We start from the raw sequence: 21,129 nt of genomic DNA on the forward strand, positions 1-21,129 counted from the left end.
TACGCAATTACATAACATTGGGGAGTCGACCTACACTGAAGGTGCAAACACAGGAGATCCACTATGTCACAGCAGCATATGTCTCAACAGAAGTGCGCATGCCCCAAGTGCAAATGCTCCGTCGATAACCACTCTATCGAAAAAGATGGGCAGCGTTACTGCTGTCAATCTTGCGCGACCGGCCACGCCGATGGTTCTGGCGACTGTGGTCACGATTGCCAATGTGGTGAGTCAGCTAACTGACGTCTGGTCGCCCAGCGGCTTATTCCACCGTCTTCCAGCGTGCGAAAAAGAGAGATGCCAGCTAGGCTAAATAGACCCCCATTCTCAAAGGAAGAGAGCATGCCCTCCACTACCGTAATCGTCGTTATCATTGTTGTAATCGCTGTCGCAGGCATTGGCTTCAGCGGCGGACTGCCGTTTTAGAGCAAACACCATTAGGATACAGCGCCCCCAGCTAACCCGTTGCTAGGGGCATATAAACCTGAAGCGTCTTGATATATAAAACGTTATGCGCTCGATAGCTTTAATTAGTTAACACCCAGTAAGCTAAACAGCGCATTAACATTCATACTTATCCTTCAGCGACTCCTCTGATTAACCTAAAAATAGCCCCCGAAAGCTCACTATATTCAATAATGTATTTTTTTAAGGAGTGGTATCTTTGTTATTCAAGAGCCAATCCCCCTTTTGAGTACCGCTAGATTAATGAATGCTCATGAACAGAACCGCCTGTTCGCGCTCCGCCAGCTAAACTTGCTGGATACCTCGCCAAGTGAAGGTTTTGATCGGATTACGCGAATGGCTAGCCAGCTTTTCGGTTTGCCGATCGCAGCCATATCACTCACCGACGAAAACCGCCAGGGGTACCTTATAGCTAAGCCGCTTTTGCCCGACATGTTCGAAAAATGGTTACAGGATCAAAGGCCCATCATCAAGCACTAACCGGCACCATTTTTAATGTAATACTCACCAAAAGGCTTTACCCCTCCTTAGAAAGGCAAAGCCTACAAGAATGGTAAGCTGTAGCTTTTTCAAAAAATAAGCATTAAAAGACCAATGACCACTAGTAGGCCAATCATGAAAATTATACCTACTGTACTCGCCAAAAATTTCAACATTTCATTTCTCCATTAGTTAGCTCATATTGAGATAACAACTAAAACATCGCCATCATGTTGCTCGACAATGCTAGGTTCCTTATAACTAAGATAGGAGCCAAGGCCAGTTCATGCAAACGTGGCGCTTGGAATAATGGTTCAGCGGTAAATTAATGTGGCTTGCACCAGCGCCTCAACGCACTCCTGTCAGTAAGCTTCCGTTCTAGCTTTCGCGAAGGTGCACAGTGACTTATATGACAGCGTATAAGTATCAAAACAGATTAAGTAGCCGTTACCTGGCTCCTGGGTTGCATTGGCCAATTCGACCTTTTAAAAAAGATCGGTCGTCATCATCCATCCATACATCCATGACCTGGCGCACACGCAGATTTGAGAATGGAGTCCGATGCGCTGTTGTTGAGAAATCAGGGCGTCGAGTTCTGGTGACCGCACATGCTCACATGTATGCATACCTTAAGTTCACCAGAAAAACTTTCGCTTTAAAATGGGCTGACTCCTTTACTTCAGACAATTCGAAGCCCCAATATTTCTCGCGCTTGCTTCCAGGTAGCCACTGGACGCTGATACTTTTCACACAATTCAACGGCCCGTTTTACCAGTGCTGCATTCGAGGTCGCTAGCGTATCACGGTCAGTACGAACGTTATCCTCAAGACCAGTACGGGTATGCCCACCAGCAGCAATTGACCATTCGTTGAGCCGGTATTGATTGGCTCCTATACCTGCGCCACACCATTGGGCGTCGGGGGCTAGTCGTTTGAGCGTTTCAATAAAGAAGTCAAAGCTGTGTTTGTCGGCGGGCATTGAGTTTTTCACCCCCATAACGAACTGAACGTATAACGGCGCTTTTAACTTGCCCTGCTTTGAGAGAGCGACTGCCTGATGGATGTGCGAGAGATCAAACGCCTCAATTTCAGGCTTCACGTTATACTTGAGCATTTCGCCTGCCAGCCACTCCACCAGCTGGGGAGGGTTCTCGTAAACCCGGTTGGGAAAGTTGTTAGAACCTACCGAGAGGCTAGCCATATCCGGTTTCAGTGGCAGCATGCCACCGCGAGCTTCGCCTGCTCCGGATCGGCCGCCGGTAGAAAGCTGGATAATCATGCCCGGGCAGTGTTTCTTGAGTCCTTCCATCAGGCGACCAAATTTTTCTGGGTCAGAGGAAGGTGTTTGGTCGTCGTTACGCACATGGCAGTGCGCAATACTGGCCCCGGCTTCAAAGGCTGCCTGGGTGCTCTCTATTTGCTCATTAACGGTAATCGGTACCGCAGGATTATTCTCCTTACGCGGCAGGCTACCCGTTATGGCAACACAGATAATGCATGGCTGAGACATAAGTACCTCGCTTTATTTTTATAATAAGCACTAACAATAGGAATAAGCGTTAGATGCAATACGGCTAACACCTAACATTAAAAAAACGCACTAATAGCGTTTTACAACACTTACATTCGTTATTAACGGCTGCACTCCCTATCACTCTGAGGCGATTAAAGCACTGCCACTTTCGCTTTTCATAATGCGAGGAATGAAAAAAAGTCCAATCTGGCCATATTAACAACAAGGCGCTCTGTCCTTAGCGACAAGACCGCCTGAGAATGCCTATCACAAGGTTGCACCTCTGTTATTCGCAACGCCGATTTAACAACGCACGTCCTTGTTAGCGCGGGCTACCGGCACCCCACCACCACGATGTGGCAAAGGTGGCAGCGCATACTGACCCACAACAAAACTTACAAGGTGACCTCATGGATAACACTCGACTGAAAGGTAAACACTGTCTCATTACTGGCGCTGCGCGTGGCATGGGGGCGGCTGTCGCTGAGCATTATGCCGCGCAAGGGGCAAAGGTCTGCGTGGCGGATCTCAACATCGAGGGGTGCGAAGAGGTCGCTCAGCGCATCAAATCAAAAGGTGGCGATGCCATTGCCATTAAGTTGAATGTGACTAACCGGGCAGAAGTGCAGGCAGCCGTTAACGCCACAGTAGAAGCGTTTGGTAGTTTAAACGTGATGGTGAACAATGCCGGTATCAATAAGCCATTAATGTTTCTGGATATCACTGAAGAAAATTGGCATCAAATTATGGATGTCAATGCGCTGGGTTGCTTGCTCGGTATGCAGGAAGCCGCTAAACAGATGATTAGCCAGGGCAAAGAAAGCGGGCCTTATAAAATCATTAACGTGGGCTCGATTCTTTCCCGTCAGGCATTTGACGATGTGGTGCCCTACTCCTGCAGCAAGCATGCCGTGCTGGCGATGATTAACGGCGGTGCAAAAGCACTGGTTGATCATAACATTACCGTTAACGGCTATGCCCCAGGCGTGGTGCGCACCGAGCTTTGGGAACAGCTGGATAAAGACTTAGTCAGCATCGGCAAATTCGAAAAGCAGGGCCAGTCAATGGATGAACTGGCTGAAAAAATGATTCTGATGAAGCGTTACTCTTATCCAGAAGATGTGGTCGGCACCGCGTCGTTCCTTGCCAGCCAAGAGTCTGATTATATGACAGGCCAGCTGCTGATGATCGATGGCGGTATGATCATGCAGTAAGCCTCCAGCAAAGAAGCCACCGCCCCCATGCCTGCCTCTCAGGGATGGGGGCTACTCCTTTTTATCTGCTCCGTAATGGCCCTGCTCAATAATGCCCCTTTTCCCGCATAACGTTATCAGCGCGCTCTTGGGCGATAGAGAGCGCTTTCTTTATCGAGCGCCGCCCGTCTAGCACCTCGAAAATCTCATTACCTGCGATGCTGATAAGCTCGGTAATGCCAGGAACCGGCGGGCGTGGCCACGCCTGCAAAACATCCTGCTTCGCCATATCATCGACAATCTTAATCAACGGCGACAGCGCGGACACTTCCGGGTCTTGGCTAACGCTAAAACGCGGTGTGACCAAGCTACCGTTCATGATGTAGAGCTTAGACATATTGGGCGATGTAAGGTGTTTTAGCGCCGTCCACACGGCCTCCACCCGCTCTTTAGATAGGTTGGCAGGTATCGCCAGCGCATACCCACCAATGGGCGTAATCGCCCTACCGTGATTGCCCACCGGGTGGGATAAATAGCCCGTATTGCCGTATGTCGGTGATCGCTTATCGAACTCAATCAAGGGTGCCAACAGCGTGTAGCAGTAAGCCATGCACGACTCACCCGAGGCATAGGACTGCGCCCGCTCGTACCAAGACATATTGAGAATATTCGGCGGAGAGTATTTGAGAATATCCAGCATATACTCGCAGGCTCGGTAAGCGGCGTCCGATTGAAACATCGGCCGCAGCTGCTCACCGCTGGCGTTTTGAAAATCGAAGCCGCCTGCATGCAGCGGTAGATCGACAATGGGCTGCCCAAATTTAGCCATCAGGAAGCTAAACGTATGCCCCAGCGGCGTGCCACGGGCGGCGTTCCAAGCGATGCCGTATCGCCCCTTCGCGGGGTCGTGCAACTGTCGTGCAACTTTTACCAAGGCCTCGGTGGTGCTGGGGGGCGTTAACTGCGCAGCCGCCAAAATATCCTTGCGATAACAGAGCAGTTCAGGGGTGGTTTGTACGGGTATACCGTACTGACAGCCCCCATAGCCGGCGCTTTGGATCGCCATCGGGTGGAAGTCAGAAAGATCGTAGCCATCGCGCTGGATGAGCGCATCTAGCGGCATCAAAACGCCTTGCGAAACCAAGTCACCAAACCAGGGCAAGTCGCAGGCCACAATATCGTAGCGGGATTTCGCCAAGCGAGCATTGTCGAGAATATCATCCAGTAAGTTATCAATGGAGCGCGCTTTATTGCGAATTTCCAGGCCGAAAATAGACTCTAGCTGGCGTTTTAAATTATGCATGGCCATGAACGTAGGGTCCGCATGCGCCAGCACACGTAAGCCCCCTTTCAGCTCCAGCCGCGCGGAGAGCACAGCGGGCGTCGAGATCACCTGCTGAGACGCTGACGTGCCTAAAAATATCTTGCTGCCAGACTCTGAGGCGGGGTCGATCCCAAACAGCGGGCCCAGCAGGCCCTTGATGCGTTCCGCGTAGCTTTCCCACTCATCTATCATCTGTGGGGAGGGGTGCAATGAGACGGTTTTTCCGGTCTTTGTGCGTGGGCGCGAAATCAGAAGGCCGCGCTGCATAATGCTTTCAATCCCGCGCTTGGCGGTGCCGTAGGTCAGCCCTGAGGCATCCGCCAGCGAGGTGGGCGTGGTTAATCGGCCAGCCAGATGATTGCGCATCACGTGCAGCAACATCCGCATCTCACGATACCCCAACGACATCGAGAGTGTTGATTCGGTCTCGTTTTCGAATTTTTCTATGAACTCAATGAAACGAGCTAACTCTGTGTTCGATATTTTAGATAAGGGCGTTTGTGAAAGCGTATCGTAAGGCCCTTCTGGATGCGTATCGTCAAACATGGTCAGCCCACTCGCCTCTTTTTTTATGGTGGCTTTAACTTACTCCATCGATGATCAACCGGATACCTAACAAAATGAGTAGGCAAAGAATCACCCTGAAAAACAGCTCGCCATCCATCCGCCGCTGAATGATCAGCCCTAACCGAATACCCAGCCATGCCACCGGCATCAGCAACAGCAACAGTGCGATGGTGAGATTATCGAACGTCACCAAGCCAAGCAGCGTATAGGGCACCAGCTTTACCACGTTGGTGATCGCAAGAAACACCACCGCCGTGCCTAAAAACTGCTGCTTAGTGAGTTGGCACTGCAGCAAGTAAAAGTTCAGCGGTGGGCCGCCCGCATGAGCAATAAAACTGGTAAACCCGGCGATTCCTCCACACAGACGCCCCACCCACGTGGGCAGCAGTCGGCCGCGCAGCGGTTTAAGCAGGCCCCACAGACCAAACAGTACGGAAAAAATCCCCAGCAGCAATGTCAGCAGCGCTTCATCAAACCAGCCATAGGTAAAGTAGCCCACCGCAACGCCCAATATCGCAGGCGGAAACATCAGCCACAACAAGCGGTCCACCCGCTGTCGCCACCACGCTTTTAGGCTAAACACGTCCATCACAATCAGCAGCGGTAGCATCACCGCCACTGCAAAGGTCGGGCTCGCCTTTAGGGAGATCAGCGGTACCGCGACCACCCCCACCCCACCCGCAAACCCTGATTTGGAAATCCCCGTCAGTAACACGGCCACTATCATCAGTGCCACAAACACCCAATCAAACGCCATCAGAACACCCCTTTTAGATTGCGCCTTAACGCCGGGCCACCCACGCAGAAAAAAGGGCCATGACAGGCACGGCCCTTTTTCGGTAGGTCAACCAGTATGCGTGTGTAAGTGTGCTTACAGTACGGTGCACACTTCATCGAAGGCAAAGCGGTCGCCACGCGGGAACAGGGCGCTGGCATCGCCATAGCCTAAATTGCACAGGAAGTTGCTCTTCACTTTACCCTCTGGGAAGAACTCTTCATCCACCGCAGCGTTATTGAAGCCCGACATAGGGCCTGCATCCAAGCCAAGCGCACGGGCCGCTAAAATCAAATAGCCGCCTTGAATTGAGCTATTGCGGAACGCCGTAGAGTGAATGAAGTCCGGCTTGCCTTCAAACAGCGATTTAGCGTCTTTGTTATGGGCAAACATGCGCGGCAGGTGCTCGTAAAACTCCGTATCAAAACCAATCACTGCCACCACCGGGGCTTTCATGGTTTTTTCCTGGTTGCCTGGCAAAAGCGCTGGCTTCAGGCGCTCCTTGGCTTCGTCAGTGGTCAGGAAAATAATCCGTGATGGCTGGCAGTTCATTGAGGTGGGGCCGAAATGCATCAGGTTATACAGTTCGCGCAGCGTTTCCTCGCTCACCTCTCGGTCCTGCCAAACGTTATGGGTACGCGCTTCTGTGAATAGGGTGGCCATCGCTGCTTGGTTAATCGTTGTCATGGTGTTGCCTCTTTCGGTTTAACCCGCTCAGTAGGAGCCAGGCGTTCAGGGTGAGTCGTTCAGGCCGTCTTTAAGCCGAAGTCGTATTGAAAATAGCGGTATGGGGTGTCCATCTGCCGACCGTCTGGCGCTTTTCCCGCTGGCATGTAAATGAACTCTTTCACCAGGGAATCTTTCACGCCAAATACCGCGTCAGAGTCGAGATAGGGGTCATCTTCCGCGAAGATTTGAGTCACCAGGGTTTCGTAGCCCGGTGCCATCAGCATGAAATGCACATGGGCGGGACGATATGGATGACGTCCGGTGATTTCGAGCATTTTGCCCACCGGCCCATCGGTCGGGATGGGATAAGGGGACGGCGTCACCGTCCAGAAGGCGTAGCGGCCCTGGCTGTCGGTATGAAAGCGTGCGCGCAGGGTCGAGCTTTCAAGCTCAGGCTTCTGGACGTCATAAAAGCCTTCGCTGTCCGATTGCCAAACGTCGATGACGACATTCGCCAAAGGCTTGCCATGGGCGTCGTGTACGTAACCTTCGATGAACAGAGGCTCGCCTTCAACGCCCCAGTTAATGGCATCGCCCTGGTTGGCTTGGGGAGGGTCGGCAACGTAAAAAGGCCCCAACACGGTGCTTTCGGTAATCTTAGGGTCGCTGCTGGCGTGGTTAATTGCATCCACCAGCATAGTGACGCCCAAGGTGTCAGACAGCAGAATAAACTCCTGGCGCTCGTCGTCGCACATTTGCCCTGCACGGGTGAGAAACTCAATTGCTTGAGTCCACTCTTTTTCGGTGGGCTTCACCTCGCGCAGATAAGCATGCAGGTGGTTTACCAAGCCATTGAGCAGCGTTTTCAGCCGTTCATCTTCACAGCTTGAAAACTCATCAATTACGGCGGCGGTAATATTGTCGGTGGTGAGATTACGCATGTGTGTGCCCTCCCTGCGTGGCTGGCGAAGGTTCACCCAACCCTGACAGGCGCTCGGTATGATGCACGGTGGCGATATAGTCATCGTTACCATGCCCGGTGGCGATAAGGGCGGTATAGGCTTCGCGCATTTGCGCCGCTAGCGGGGTCGAGACCCCAGTGCCGTGGGCGCAATCAAGAATAAGATCAAGATCTTTGGCCATCTGCGCGGCGGAAAACGTCGAGGTAAAATCCCGCGCTAACAGGGGCGGCACCTTGTACTTCACCATGGGGGAGCCCACCGCGCTGTCAGAGATCAGCTCTAACATAGCGTCCCACTCAATATTGCCTTTACGCGCCAGCGTCAGCGCTTCACTCATCATCCCGGCACTGACGGCAATCATTAGGTTGATGGCCAGTTTGGCCACCCGGGCCTGCTCTTCGTCGCCCAACCAGTACTGCGCTTTGGTAAACGCTGCAAATACGGGTTTGGCCGTTTCCAATGCTTCCCGTGGGCCGGAGACCATCGCAGACAGCGTGCCCGCCTCTGCCGCGACGGGGTTACCGGATACCGGGCTGCGCAGATAGACCACACCGTGAGCCGTTGCCGCCTCGGCCACTCGCGCAGAGGCTTCCACACTCACCGTGCTTGTCTCAATCAAGGTACTGCCGGGCATCATGTGGCGAATCAGCTCGCCAGCCTCAAGGCATAGACTGATCAATGCTCGGTCATCGGGGATGGACACAAACACCAAGTCGCAACCGGCCACAGCATCTGCCAGCGTTTGATGAGGCGTCACCCCGATCTCTGCAGCGAGAGCAAGGCGCTCCGCCGACAGGTCAAACCCTTGAACAGGAGTGCCGGATTGAATGATCCGAGCAGCCATCGGCAAACCCAGTTTACCCAAGCCTACCCACGCCACCTTTGGGGTCGTTGAGGACGTTGTAGAAGCGGTTATCATTGGGTGACCTCCTGTGTTGATTGCGCTTCACGCGCCAGCAGTTCGGCGTGAATGCGGTGGCCGGATTTGGCTAGCTCAGCGATACCTTGCTGAGTCTCCATGAGCAGACGGCCACCACGTTTTTTGAACTGCCCGGCCACCATCACGCTATCGACGTTGGCAAGGCTGGTTTGCATGACCACTGTGGAGATAGGGTCGTTCACCGGCTGCATGTTGAGCTGGTTGCTATCCAGCAGCACTAAGTCGGCCTGCTTACCCGGCGTGAGGCTGCCAATACGGTCATCAAGACCCAGCGCTTTTGCCCCATCGAGGGTAATCCAGCCCAGCGCTTCCCTAGTGGTAATGGTGGAGGTATCGGGGATCTTGCCCTCTTCATGGCGCGAGGCGTCGTTATCAAGCGCGCGCTGCATACCCAGGGCTGCCCGGGCGACGCTGAACATATCTCCAGAGAGCACCGATTCAAGATCCACGCCCAACGACACCACGCCGCCGTTTTGGCGAACAAGCCCAGTCACCGGGAAACCGTGGCCCTGGGTCATCTCGTTTTCAGGGGCAATGGAGAACGTCACGCCGCTGGCGCAGAACCGGGACATTTGGCCCTCGTCCAAACTTTGGCCATGCACAATGTTGATATCGGGGCCTAACAGGCCACGCGCTTCCACCTCGTCCCAGGCACCGGGGGCCACGGCTTCACCGCCGCCCTGGTGCATTGAGGCGACCAGGCCAAACTCTTTGGCCAAAGCAAAATCCTGCAGCGTCACCTCTAAGGTTGAGTAGTGAGGGCCGAGAATAGCCATGCCTAAGGTGACGAGCCCTTCTGGGTTTGCCAGCTCACCATTCAGCAAGCGCTCTATCTCATGGCGGGGATGGGGAATTTCACTAAAGTGCGGCTGGCCTGGTTGGGGGTCGGGCTTAGGCGAGCCATGCAGAAACAGCGCGCGAATGCCTGATTCCTTTAGCCCTTTCACCGCGGCATCGGTGTGTTCGGGGGTCGGGTTGTTATGGCACCAATCACCTAATGTGGTGGTACCGCAATTCAACTGGTTAATCGCGCCCATCCGGGTGGCAATGTAGATATCCTCGGACGTAAACAGCGCCGCCAGGCCACGGTGAACATGGCGAAAATACTCCAGCAGCGTCCAGTTGGCGGCAACGCCGCGCAGGCCGGTCTGCCAGGTATGCATATGGGCGTTCACCAACCCGGGAATCAGGATACCGCCGCCACAGTCGATCACCTCGGCTGCGTTTGCCTTGGGGTGATCGGTCAGGTCATGCCCCACGGCGACGATACGATCACCCTCGATCAGTACCTGACCATCGCTCAGTTCGCCCAACTGCGGGTCCATGGTGACAATCGTGGCGTTAACAAACAGCGTGCTCATTGGCCACCTCCACTCTCCGCCTGGGGCCGTTTCCCCGACTGGGCATCGCTGAGCAAACGGTGGATACCTTTGGCCTCCACTTCGCGTGGGTTCCAGTAAGGGTTGCGGGTCGCAATCTCCGTAGCCCGCGCCACGTCGTCTACGCTAAAGCCTAGTTCGGAGAGTGCGCTTGGGGCACCCACGGCACGCCCTAAGTCGTAAAGGCCAGCCGCCGCATCGTCACAGCCCAGCGCGCGCCCAATGCGCGCCATCGCTTCCGGCACCGCTAGCGCGTTATAGGCCAGCGCATAAGGCAGCACAATGGTGTGCGTCTCCGCATGGGGAAGGTTAAAAGAGCCGCCGAGGGTATGGCACAGCTTGTGATGCAGCGACATGCCCACCGAGCCCAGGCAAGTGCCGCACAGCCAAGCGCCGTAGAGCGCATCAGAGCGCGCTTCAACATGGGCGGGGTCGTTGGCAATGACCGGTAGGCTTCGCGCCAGCGCCGCAATCCCCTCTTCTGCCATCAGCGCAATCACCGGATTGCAGTCGCGGGCATAAAGCGCCTCTACGGCATGGGCAATCGCGTTAATCCCGCTGGTGCCTGACATCACCGCAGGCAGCGTTAAGGTCAGGTCAACGTCGTAAATGACCGTTTCCGGCAGTACGTCCAGCGTGCGCTGGGTGGTTTTGATGCCGTCGCTCGTTTCACCCAGGATCGGCGTCATTTCCGAGCCTGCGTAGGTGGTGGGTATCGCGATCTGAGGCAAGCCAGTACGCAAGGCAATGGCTTTACCCAAGCCGATGGTAGAGCCGCCACCAATGGCCACCGTGCAGTCTACGTTGAGCTCTTTGACTACCTGTAAGGCATGTTTGGTCACCTCGACCGGCGTATGCATCACGGCATCCGCGTAAACGCCCACGCCCTTATCACCTAGCAGTTCTAGTACGCGGCTTGCCTGCTCGTGCTGCTGAGGCGTGGCTAACACCAGGGCGCGTGAACAGCCGAGATGTTCAAGCTCTTCTCTCAGCTGAGCCAGGGTACCTTGGCCAAATACCACCCGGGATGGCAGGCCATCATAAACAAAAGGTTGCATAAAACATTCCTTAGTCGCGTGAAGGGAGCTGTGTGCTCGCTAGCCTCTAACTGCTCGCCAGCACACTAATCGCAGCAGGGGAGCTAGCTCGCCTGCGCCTGCTTTCCCATACCGGTAATGGCTTGCACCAGCGCGTCCTCACTGACGTTGTCACCATCAAACTCTGCGGTGACGCGGCCGTCGTACATCGCGATAATGCGGTTACTCAGACCCAGCACTTCGGGCATCTCTGAAGAGATCACCAACACGGCGTAGCCGGATTTGGCTAAGTCTTTGACGAGGGTGTGGATTTCAGATTTAGAACCGACATCAATCCCCCGCGTTGGCTCATCGAGGATGAGCAATTTAGGCTGGGTATGCAGCCACTTGCCGATGACGATCTTCTGCTGATTACCACCGCTTAAATTGCCAACCTTTTGGCGCCAGCTGGGGGTTTTGATTTTCATGGCTTGATGATACTTGTCGTAGACTTCACGCTCTTTCGCACTGGTCATAAAGCCTAATGACGACACGCTGGAGAGGCTTGCCAATGTCATATTGTCACGACAGTTCATGCCCAGAATCAGGCCCTGGTCTTTGCGGTCTTCCGGTACTAACGCGACGCCGCTTACCACCGCATCGTGGGAGTTACGAAAACTCACCACCTCGCCATCCAGCAGTACGTCACCCTTCGATGGCGTGCGTAAGCCAAAGATGGTTTCGGCCACCTCTGAACGCCCTGCGCCGACCAAACCATACATGCCAACAATCTCGCCCTTGCGAACGTTAAAGCTGACATCTTCAAAGACTCGCTTCACTGACAGGTTGCGAACTTCCAGCATGTTGTCGCCGAAATCAGTGGGCTTGCTGGCATGATCAAGCGTTAGGCTGCGGCCGATCATCATCCGCGTGATTTCATCTTCGTTGGTATCGGCGGTATTGACCGTGCCGGTGTACTCACCGTCTCGCAGCACTGAAATGCGGTGCGACAGGTGGAAAATCTCATCCATACGGTGGGAGATGTACACAATGCCCACGCCCTGCTCACACAGCGAGTTAATTACGTCGTAGAGCACCGGCTTTTCGTGGTCGGTGAGCGACGCCGTCGGCTCGTCAAACACAACAACCTGCGGCGTAAAGGCAAGCGCCCTGCCAATTTCCACCATCTGTTTTTTGGCAATCGACAACGAGCCCACGACATCGTCATGCTGAAAACCGCACTTGAGCCGCTCAAGAATCTTATTGGTATCTTCGCGCAGCTTTCGCCAGTCAACGCGGTTGAACGGCTTTCTTGGCAAACTGCCGAGAAAGATGTTTTCAGCAACCGTCATTTCAGACACCAGCGACTGCTCTTGATGAATCAGTACAACCCCGGCGCGTTTGGCGTGCTTGGGATTTTCAAACGCCATCTCCTGGCCGCCTAGAATAATCTTGCCGTCATTGGCCTGGTGTTTACCGGCTAGCACTTTCATCAGGGTCGACTTGCCAGCCCCGTTCTCACCCAGCAAGGCGTGCACCTCACCGGGGCGAACGTCAAAATCAACGTTGTTGAGCGCTACCACACCGGGGAATCGCTTGGTGATGCCTTTAAGTTCCAGGATGGGTGCTGCGTCGATTGACTGACGTGATTGCGTTGAAGAGGCGTTCATATCCGCACCTCCTTGGCCGAGGGTGCATTAAGCTTCTTATCAATGATCAGCACAGAGATGAGAATCGCGCCGAGAATAACGAGTACGTAAAAAGCGGGTACCTGCATCAAATTCATGCCGTTGCGCAGAATACCGATGGCCAGTACGCCGCCTAGCGTGCCGACGATGCTGCCGTAGCCACCGGTTAACTTCGTGCCGCCCAGCACTACCGCTGTGATCACCCAAAGCTCGTAGTCTCGGCCTAGATTAGGCGTGGCGGCCCCCATTTGGCTGGCAAGCAGCACACCCGCGAGTGCCGCGAAAAACCCTACGATGATGAAGTTGATCATCATGTGTCGGCCTAGGCGGATGCCGGCATCAATCGATGCTTCTGGGTTGCCACCTACGGCAAAGGTGTTGCGGCCATGGCTGGTACGCGTCAACACTAGATGCATGATCAGCGCACAAATCAGAAAGATAATGGCCAAGACAGGAACCGGCCCGATCGTACTCGTGCCGAAGTCGGCGAACGCAAAGTTCATGGCGAAGAAAGACTGCTCACCGGTGTATAGAAAGATCAAGCCACGCACCCCCAGCATGGCCCCTAGCGTTACGATGAACGCGTTAACACCGGTTTTCCAAACAACAAAGCCATTGAGGGCACCCAGCAAAATACCTGAGACTAACGCGGCGATAATGGCCAGCGTCATGCTAATTTCCTGCAAGCCTACTGCTAAAGAAGCTGACAGTCCCAGTATCGCGCCCACCGACAAATCGATGTTGCCGTTAATCATCACAAAGGTCATGCCCAGGGCAATCAGGCCTATCGTTGAGGTCTGCACCAGAATGTTGCTGATATTCCCAAATGACAGGAAGTACTCCGACATGACGCTAAAGAAGATAAACAGAGCGATAACGAATACCCAGATCGGCTGTATTTTCGCTCTACCGCGGAAGAACCCTTTAATCGATGTCATCTTGCATTCCTCCGCGTTATGAGTGGCTCGTAAACAAGCGCTTACGTTTGTTAGCGAGATCCAGCCATACGGCCAGAATGATAATTACCCAGGTCACGATCCACTGGATGTAATAGGGGTAGCCCATCAACAAAAGGCCATTTTGGATAAAGCCGAGGATCAACACGCCAATCACCGTTTTCCAGATACTGCCTGCACCGCCTAGCAAGCTTGTGCCGCCAAGGATAATGCCGGCCAACACCAGTAGCTCGTACCCTTGCCCTACGTTGTTTTGCGAACCCATGACCCGCGAGCCAAGCACCAGGGCGGCACATGCCACACAGAAAGCAGAAATTAGATAAGTGCTGAACACACACCAGTTTTTACGAATACCCGAATACACGGCCGCCATTGGATTACCGCCGACGGCAAAGATACGTCGCCCATATCCGGTGTAGGACATCACTACTTGAATCACGATAGCCAGCAGACCAAACATCAGAACCGGCACCGCAATCCCCCCCACAAACCCACGGCCGAAGAAGGCAAACCAGGTATTCTCTTGATTGGCAATATCGACGTTCTGGCCGCCGCTATAAATCAGCACAAACCCTTGTATGGCTGACAGCATGGCCAGCGTCACAATCAGCGAGTTGAGTCGTAGAAAACCAATCAAAAACCCGTTGACAGCACCAATCATCAAGGTCAGCGCGAACATCAGCAGAATGGCATTAGTGGGGCCAATTTTGTCATGTAGATCAACCACCAGAACGGTGGAGAACGACAACATTGAGCCGACGGAAAGGTCTAAGTTGCCACCAATAATGACTACGGTGACCCCCACCGCGATAATGCCAATAATGGATGCCTGGCGGACAACGGTCATAATGTTTGACTGAGAGAGGAACTGCTCAGAAAAAAACGAAAAAACGAACATGCCGATCAGGAAAAAAATGAGAATGCCCTGAGCCGATAAAAAACTCAGCACACCTGCTTTGCTAAGCTTTCCTGACGGCACTCCAACCTTTGTTTGTTCTGTGGAAGCCATGCTATTCACCTGTAAAAAATCACCTAGGGAGGCACCTATGAAGATGACGATGCACGATGTTTATCGTCACACTAGCGGCACCTCCCAGCGCAGGAAGCCTGCATTCAGGTGCGCACCCCATCGGTATTGAGTTGTCTTCACATCATCAATACTGGGTAATGCGCCCTATGCTCAGAAAACCGGGCGATCAAACTCTTCAAGGTTTTCTGCGGTGATTTTCGGTGTATCAAAGAAATTCATTTTCGGAAGATCTTCGCCCGCTAACACATCCAGTGCGGTTTGTAGCGCTGCTTCTGCATCATCCACCGGGGATTGGTAGATAGAGCCATAATATTCACCGCGTGCAATCGCGTCGTAGCCAACAGCGAAGTTCGTAGCTCCAATAAAGATAATGTCGTCTGCACGCCCCGCGCCTTTAGCGGCATTTAAAGCGCCTACACCCATGTTGTCGTCGCCCGAATACACACCGTCGATATGGTCATATTTCGTTAGGAAATCTTCCATTACCCGCTGGGCGCGCTCACGGTTCCAGTTACCGGGCTGTGTTTCCAACAGTTCGACACCTGGGCAAGCTTCAGCTAGGCGACCTTCAAACCCACCTGCACGTTCCATGGCCGTGGTGTACCCCGGCTGGCCGGAAATCTGAACAATTTGACCCTCGCCTCCCAAGGCATCGCACATCATTTCAGCAGAGGAAATGCCCTGCTGAACGTTGTCCGGCCCAGAGAAAGCAGCAATAAACTCCATGCCTGCTTCAGCGATTTTAGAGTTGGTCACGATGACAGGAATGCCAGCACTATGAGCTTGGCGGATAGCAGGAATGACCGCTTGGCCGTTGGTTGGCCAAATAATGATGGCGTCGACACGCTGTTGAATGAGGTCTTGCATTTGGCCGATTTGGCGGGCCACATCACCACCCGCGTCTAGCACCACGATATCCACATTTTCCTCACGCGCTGCCGCCGCTTCAAATGCACGCTCATACGTCGTTTGGTAGCTATCGACACCGACGTTGTTTTGGGTAATGCCAATGCGATAGGTAGTTTCAGCTTGAGCCGTCGTAATCGACATCATCATGACAGACGCGGCAATAGCGGTTTTCTTGAACATTGCGTTTCTCCTGACTTTTTTAGTAATTGTTATTTGACCTGCGGACTATGCAGGCCTGGATTTGGAGCTTACTGCTGCGCTTTGATTTGGCACAATGCAGCCACAGCACAGAAATGGCCAAGTTGGTTATTTTAATGTATTACATTCCTAAGACAGCCCTCACTAACATCAACAGCGCATTCAACTGAAGCGTGTATCGTGGCATGCATCTCTCACTGCGCAGCGCCCAGCCATTACAAGCGCCTTTGCCCATCGTTATTTGAAAGCACTCCCACCGGTCGCCCTTCTAGTGCCGGGTTAAACACCCGCTCACAAGAGACATAGACGTTATTACAGTCGGCCAAGGCGATCATTGCAGCGTAACCCGTGCAAGCTGTGACTCACATGGGTGACAACGCACCAAACATGGGATTCGTGGCCATCGTGGAGAATGGGGGGTAAGCAGAGTTACTCGCACAGATAACGCCAAAAGGTATTTCACTGAGGGGACAGAGAGAGGGAATGCCCAAACTCAAAAAACAAAAAAGCCCGCTGATTGCTCAGCGGGCTTTTTCTATATTCTGTGGCGGAGAGGGAGGGATTCGAACCCTCGAAGCCTTTCGACTTACACACTTTCCAGGCGTGCTCCTTCGACCACTCGGACACCTCTCCACTTTTTGCTCGGTTGTTAGGGCGTTGCCTTTCCCAACAGAACGGCGCACATTCTATTGCCCAAACCCTAAAATAGCAAGCCTTTTAAAGATTTAACCAACGGGCAGTACGGCGTAGCGCCCGTTGGCTTCTAGGCAGAGCGTGTTGCCGCAGTAGAGCTTCTGGGTCAGTGCAATGCTGCCCTTGCCCCGTGTATTTAACTTATCCGCTAGTTGTTCTGCGCCTTGGGGGTCGCTGGGGGAGCAAATAATACGGTAGTCGCTGGTGACTGGAGCAAGGAAACGCTGATGGGCTTCGGCGACCACTACATCTTGTGCCCACCCCTGGGCACGCAGCCACAGCGTTACCCAACACCAGCCCAGTAGCGTGGCTTGCGCGGTGAGCGCGCCGCCAAAGCCCGTGCCTTTATCGTTTAGGTTGGGGCTAAGCGCCAGTTGCCAGCTCAGCCCTCCTTCCTCTTGGGCCATGCTTTGAATGCCAAGCGCGCCTACCATGGGAATCGCCTCGCCTAGCCACTGCTGAAAGGCGGTAAGGTCTTCTTGGCTTTTCGGTAGCGGCAAGCGTGGGTAAGGCACTCCCGGTTGGCGTAACTGGCTCATAGAATATCCCTGTGTGTTAACTCCACAAGTGCTAACCCCAACGCTCAACAAAGTCGGCCTGGTTGTGCTGCGCTAGTGGCTTGTGGCGGCCTGCTAAGCTACCCAAATAGATAAAGGCCACTACTTCATCCTCTTCGTTAAGCTCTAAGCCTTTGCGCACCACAGGGTCAAAGGCGTATTTACCGCTGCGCCACATGGCGCCTAAACCCAATGCATGGGCAGCTAGCAAAATACTGTGGGCGGCACAACCAGCAGAAATCACCTGTTCAATTTTGGGCACTTTGGGAACATCAGGCGTTACCTTGGCAATCACGGCGATTATCATCGGCGCACGCAGCGGCTTTTTGCGCGCGGCATTGAGCGTATCGTCGCTGGCATGCGGGTCATCTTGAAACTCCGCTTCTGCAAACAGCTCGCCCAGGCGTTCGCGCCCTTCACCGATAAACTCAATAAAGCGCCAGGGGCGCAGCTCTTTATGATCCGGAGCGCGCAGCGCCGCTTGGTAAATAGCGCTAAGCTGTTCGGTACTGGGGGCAGGCTCAGTCAATTTACCCATGGAACTGCGTTCATGAAGTAGCGTTAGTGCATCCATTATCACTCCCCTTTTCATTTATCGTTGGGCGCTACGTTAGCGCCGCTCGCTTACTGCCTAGCTAGGCGCAGGGGGCTGGGTGGCGTTAACCCTGGCGTTGCCCGCCAAGGGCTTATATCTAGCCCGCCACGCCGCACGTAGCGGGCCAGCACCAGCAGCTCATCTGGTTTAATCTTTTCCATTAAATCGGTGAAGATGTGCTCGACGCAGTGCTCGTGAAAGTCCTGGTGCTGCCGGTAGCCAATCAGGTAGTGCAGCAACCCTTCGCGGTCAATTTTAGGGCCTTTATAGCGAATCATCACGCTGCCCCAATCAGGCTGGCCCGTCACAGGGCAGTTAGATTTCAGCAGATGGGAATAGAGCGTCTCTTCGACGACCTCTTCGCTTGCTACTAAGTGCTCCGCGCTAGGGGTGTAACCGCTTATTTCAATATCCAGGTTATCCAGACATTCCCCCGGCAATCGCTGGGGGGCAAGCTCGCTGTCATCTACCGCCAACAACTCTACGCCAACTGAAGCCCCCGCCGCTGCGGCTAAGTCGCTAATCAGTGTGCTTTGCACTTCTTCTTGGCTCGCAAAGCGAGTTTGATTAAGACTATTGAGATAAAGCTTCCAAGACTTGGACTCGATCAAGTTGGGTGAGTCAGCGGGTAGACGAAAGCGAGCAACGGCTACGATGGGTTTACCACGGCCGTTCAGCCAGGAAACTTCAAAGGCGTGCCACTCATCTTCCCCAACGAACGGTAGCTTGCCTTCCTCAATCCCCAGTGGGGCACGGTTCGCTGCCCGGGGAATAGGGTATAAAAGTCCAGCGTCATACTGTTCTGGATAAGCGGAATCACGCCCAAGCGGCGCGTGTTCTAGGGTGTCTGGGCGTTCTGCCATTACGTTTACTCTTTAAGGTATACGGTAAAACGATTAACTGCGGATGCCTTTGCCACGCTCTAACATGGTAAGCGCCACCATAAACAGCGCAACGATAAAGGCAAAGATGGCGGCCAACGCCCAGCCTACCGGAATATCAGAAACGCCTAAAAATCCGTAGCGGAAGACGTTAACCATATACAAGATGGGGTTGAGCATTGAAACGCCCTGCCAAAACTCGGGCAGCATCGAAATCGAGTAAAACACGCCGCCCAGGTAGGTTAACGGGGTCAAAATAAACGTCGGCACGATAGAAATATCATCAAACTTATTCGCCAGCAGCGCGTTAATAAAACCACCGATGGAAAACAGTGCCGAGGTCAGTACGACAACTAATACCGTGAGCAACGGATGCTCCATAGTTAAGCGGGTAAAGAACAGCGAAACCACCGTTACAATAAGGCCCACGCCCAGCCCTCGAGCCATTCCGCCCAAAACAAAGCCAGATAAGATGACCCAGTTAGGCATCGGCGAGACCATCATCTCTTCTATAGAACGCTGAAACTTATTGGAAAAGAAGCTTGAGGCCACGTTGGAGTAACTATTGGTGATCACTGACATCATAATCAACCCAGGGACAATGAAGTCCATGTAGCTGAACCCGTCCATATCACCGATGCGCGAGCCAATTAAATTACCAAAAATAATGAAGTACATCGCCATGGTGATGGACGGCGGCAGCAGGGTTTGTGGCCAAATTCGCGTAAAGCGCTTGATCTCCTTAAGTACTAATGTCCACAGCGCAATGAGGGTTTGGGTTGCATTCATACCTGCGCCTCCTGCGGCTCGCGCTGGTCAATCGCCTGCTGGCTTCCTTCCACCATGGAAACAAACATCTCCTCTAAGCGGTTAGCGCGATTACGCATGGAAACCACCTTGAGTCCCTGCTCGCTTAACGCACTAAATACATCGTTAAGCTCCTGGCCCTTATGAATGACCAACGCCAGCTGGGAAGGCTCAATCTGCAGAATCTCAAACCCTTCAATTCTGGGCGCGTGGTCAACCGGTGTCGCTAAATCGAGCAGGAAGGTTTCAGTATCCAGTTCCGCCAATAACTCGCGCACGCTGGTGTTACGCACAATTTCACCGTGGTTAATGATGGCAATATTGCGGCATAGGCTTTCGGCCTCTTCGAGGTAGTGCGTGGTCAGGATAATGGTGGTGCCTTCATCGCGGTTAATACGCCGCATGTACTCCCACATACTCCGACGCAGTTCGATATCCACTCCCGCTGTTGGCTCATCAAGAATCAGCAGCTTTGGGCGGTGCATGAGCGCACGGGCAATCATCAGACGACGCTTCATACCACCAGAGAGCATACGTGCACTGCCGTTGCGCTTATCCCACAGCCCAAGATCACTAAGCAGCTGCTTGGCGCGGGGTAGCGCTTCCTTACGGGTCATACCGTAGTAACCCGCCTGGGCCAGCACGATATCCAGGACTTTTTCAAACTGGTTAAAGTTGAACTCCTGGGGCACCACGCCAAGCTGATACTTAGCTTTGGCGAAATCTTTATCAACATCGATACCAAAAATTGACACCTTGCCTGTCGATTTCTGCACCAGCGAACACACCACGCCTAATGTGGTGGATTTACCCGCCCCATTGGGGCCTAGCAAGGCAAAAAAGTCGCCCTGCTGGACATCGAGATCAATACCTTTTAACGCGTGAAAGCCGTTGCCATACACTTTAGTGAGGCCACGGATAGACAATGCCGGTTCGGCCATGAACATGTCCTGTCAGCAAATGGGGAGCACAAAAAACGAGCTAGATGAAGGGATATCGGGGCATTCATATATTTTTCAAGCCGCTTGAAAAGCAGCCACGCAAAAATATCGCCACTTAGGTACGATTCGTCGTTATAGAAATGGAGGAAATGTACTGATGGCACGGGGAGAAAAGAGTACGTTTGCTTGGAGCGGGAAAAGAGATTCGAACTCTCGACCCTCGCCTTGGCAAGGCGATGCTCTACCACTGAGCTATTCCCGCGATGCAAACGATCTACAACAAGCACTACTGAGATGTGCGAGATGGCGTCCCATAGGGGGTTCGAACCCCTGTTACCGCCGTGAAAGGGCGGTGTCCTAGACCACTAGACGAATGGGACGCTGTAAGCATTTGACTGCTTGGAGCGGGAAAAGAGATTCGAACTCTCGACCCTCGCCTTGGCAAGGCGATGCTCTACCACTGAGCTATTCCCGCTTAATCTGCACTACTCGCGATCGGATTGGCGTCCCATAGGGGGTTCGAACCCCTGTTACCGCCGTGAAAGGGCGGTGTCCTAGACCACTAGACGAATGGGACACTGTAAGCATTTG

The 21,129-nt window shown here is 53.5% G+C and carries 20 protein-coding genes and 5 tRNA genes; 2 read left to right on the forward strand and 23 right to left on the reverse strand.

Going from position 1 to position 21,129, the window contains the following annotated elements; genetic code table 11:
• Positions 1-78: 78 nt before the first annotated feature.
• The gene (locus MOY_RS16835) at positions 79-243 is read left to right on the forward strand and encodes a metallothionein (RefSeq protein ID WP_009096938.1); all 165 of its coding nucleotides are present in this window, start codon (positions 79-81) and stop codon (positions 241-243) included.
• A 791-nt stretch (positions 244-1,034) separates the two neighbouring features.
• Here MOY_RS16835 and MOY_RS17755 read toward each other — a convergent pair.
• The gene (locus MOY_RS17755) at positions 1,035-1,121 is read right to left on the reverse strand and encodes a hypothetical protein (RefSeq protein ID WP_443089279.1); all 87 of its coding nucleotides are present in this window, start codon (positions 1,119-1,121) and stop codon (positions 1,035-1,037) included.
• Between the two features lie 503 nt (positions 1,122-1,624).
• Positions 1,625-2,455, reverse strand: a complete 831-nt coding sequence (locus MOY_RS04395; protein WP_009096942.1) for a 3-keto-5-aminohexanoate cleavage protein — start codon at positions 2,453-2,455, stop codon at positions 1,625-1,627.
• Between the two features lie 413 nt (positions 2,456-2,868).
• On the opposite strand from MOY_RS04395, the gene MOY_RS04400 reads away from it, so the two are divergent.
• Positions 2,869-3,672, forward strand: a complete 804-nt coding sequence (locus MOY_RS04400; protein WP_009096944.1) for an SDR family NAD(P)-dependent oxidoreductase — start codon at positions 2,869-2,871, stop codon at positions 3,670-3,672.
• An 85-nt stretch (positions 3,673-3,757) separates the two neighbouring features.
• Here MOY_RS04400 and MOY_RS04405 read toward each other — a convergent pair whose 3' ends face one another.
• From MOY_RS04405 to MOY_RS04505, 21 genes are all read right to left on the reverse strand, one after another.
• A complete protein-coding gene (locus MOY_RS04405) occupies positions 3,758-5,521 on the reverse strand; it encodes an ABC transporter substrate-binding protein (RefSeq protein ID WP_009096946.1) in 1,764 nt (587 codons plus the stop codon).
• A gap of 34 nt (positions 5,522-5,555) precedes the next feature.
• Entirely contained in the window at positions 5,556-6,299 is a 744-nt protein-coding gene (locus MOY_RS04410) for a sulfite exporter TauE/SafE family protein (protein WP_009096949.1), read from the reverse strand.
• Positions 6,300-6,413: 114 nt separating this feature from the next.
• Positions 6,414-7,004 (reverse strand): malonic semialdehyde reductase, encoded by a 591-nt coding sequence (locus MOY_RS04415; RefSeq protein WP_009096950.1) that lies wholly within the window; start codon positions 7,002-7,004, stop codon positions 6,414-6,416.
• Between the two features lie 59 nt (positions 7,005-7,063).
• A complete protein-coding gene (locus tag MOY_RS04420; RefSeq protein ID WP_009096952.1) occupies positions 7,064-7,927 on the reverse strand; it encodes an intradiol ring-cleavage dioxygenase in 864 nt (287 codons plus the stop codon).
• Positions 7,920-8,867 (reverse strand): NAD(P)-dependent oxidoreductase, encoded by a 948-nt coding sequence (locus MOY_RS04425; RefSeq protein WP_009096954.1) that lies wholly within the window; start codon positions 8,865-8,867, stop codon positions 7,920-7,922. The genes MOY_RS04420 and MOY_RS04425 overlap by 8 nt, the downstream gene beginning before the upstream one ends.
• Complete coding sequence (locus tag MOY_RS04430; protein ID WP_009096956.1) at positions 8,864-10,249, reverse strand: amidohydrolase family protein; 1,386 nt, start codon at positions 10,247-10,249, stop codon at positions 8,864-8,866. The genes MOY_RS04425 and MOY_RS04430 overlap by 4 nt, the downstream gene beginning before the upstream one ends.
• The gene (locus tag MOY_RS04435; protein WP_009096958.1) at positions 10,246-11,325 is read right to left on the reverse strand and encodes a maleylacetate reductase; all 1,080 of its coding nucleotides are present in this window, start codon (positions 11,323-11,325) and stop codon (positions 10,246-10,248) included. The genes MOY_RS04430 and MOY_RS04435 overlap by 4 nt, the downstream gene beginning before the upstream one ends.
• Positions 11,326-11,408: 83 nt before the next feature.
• Positions 11,409-12,953, reverse strand: coding sequence for a sugar ABC transporter ATP-binding protein (locus tag MOY_RS04440; RefSeq protein ID WP_009096960.1), 1,545 nt, complete (start codon positions 12,951-12,953; stop codon positions 11,409-11,411).
• Positions 12,950-13,909: an ABC transporter permease gene (locus MOY_RS04445; RefSeq protein WP_009096962.1), complete on the reverse strand. Its 960-nt coding sequence runs from the start codon at positions 13,907-13,909 to the stop codon at positions 12,950-12,952. The genes MOY_RS04440 and MOY_RS04445 overlap by 4 nt, the downstream gene beginning before the upstream one ends.
• A 16-nt stretch (positions 13,910-13,925) precedes the next feature.
• Positions 13,926-14,936 carry an ABC transporter permease gene (locus MOY_RS04450; protein WP_009096964.1) on the reverse strand — a complete coding sequence of 337 codons (1,011 nt, stop codon included), beginning with the start codon at positions 14,934-14,936 and terminating at the stop codon, positions 13,926-13,928.
• Positions 14,937-15,107: 171 nt separating this feature from the next.
• Positions 15,108-16,046, reverse strand: coding sequence for a sugar ABC transporter substrate-binding protein (locus MOY_RS04455; RefSeq protein WP_009096966.1), 939 nt, complete (start codon positions 16,044-16,046; stop codon positions 15,108-15,110).
• Positions 16,047-16,609: 563 nt separating this feature from the next.
• A tRNA-Ser gene (locus tag MOY_RS04460) sits at positions 16,610-16,697 on the reverse strand.
• 92 nt (positions 16,698-16,789) lie between these two features.
• Positions 16,790-17,296, reverse strand: a complete 507-nt coding sequence (locus tag MOY_RS04465) for a YiiD C-terminal domain-containing protein (RefSeq protein WP_009096969.1) — start codon at positions 17,294-17,296, stop codon at positions 16,790-16,792.
• A gap of 31 nt (positions 17,297-17,327) precedes the next feature.
• Complete coding sequence (locus MOY_RS04470; protein ID WP_009096970.1) at positions 17,328-17,888, reverse strand: nitroreductase family protein; 561 nt, start codon at positions 17,886-17,888, stop codon at positions 17,328-17,330.
• A gap of 50 nt (positions 17,889-17,938) precedes the next feature.
• Entirely contained in the window at positions 17,939-18,772 is an 834-nt protein-coding gene (queF, locus tag MOY_RS04475; RefSeq protein ID WP_009096972.1) for an NADPH-dependent 7-cyano-7-deazaguanine reductase QueF, read from the reverse strand.
• Positions 18,773-18,805: 33 nt separating this feature from the next.
• On the reverse strand, positions 18,806-19,579 hold the full coding sequence (locus tag MOY_RS04480; RefSeq protein WP_009096974.1) for an ABC transporter permease: 774 nt from the start codon (positions 19,577-19,579) through the stop codon (positions 18,806-18,808).
• Positions 19,576-20,538 (reverse strand): ABC transporter ATP-binding protein, encoded by a 963-nt coding sequence (locus MOY_RS04485; RefSeq protein WP_009096976.1) that lies wholly within the window; start codon positions 20,536-20,538, stop codon positions 19,576-19,578. The genes MOY_RS04480 and MOY_RS04485 overlap by 4 nt, the downstream gene beginning before the upstream one ends.
• Positions 20,539-20,725: 187 nt before the next feature.
• Positions 20,726-20,800: transfer RNA gene (locus MOY_RS04490), tRNA-Gly, on the reverse strand.
• 42 nt (positions 20,801-20,842) lie between these two features.
• Positions 20,843-20,918 (reverse strand) — tRNA-Glu (locus MOY_RS04495).
• 20 nt (positions 20,919-20,938) lie between these two features.
• A tRNA-Gly gene (locus tag MOY_RS04500) sits at positions 20,939-21,013 on the reverse strand.
• Between the two features lie 26 nt (positions 21,014-21,039).
• Positions 21,040-21,115: transfer RNA gene (locus MOY_RS04505), tRNA-Glu, on the reverse strand.
• Positions 21,116-21,129: the final 14 nt, after the last annotated feature.

Source organism: Halomonas sp. GFAJ-1 (assembly GCF_000236625.2).
Lineage (GTDB): Bacteria > Pseudomonadota > Gammaproteobacteria > Pseudomonadales > Halomonadaceae > Vreelandella.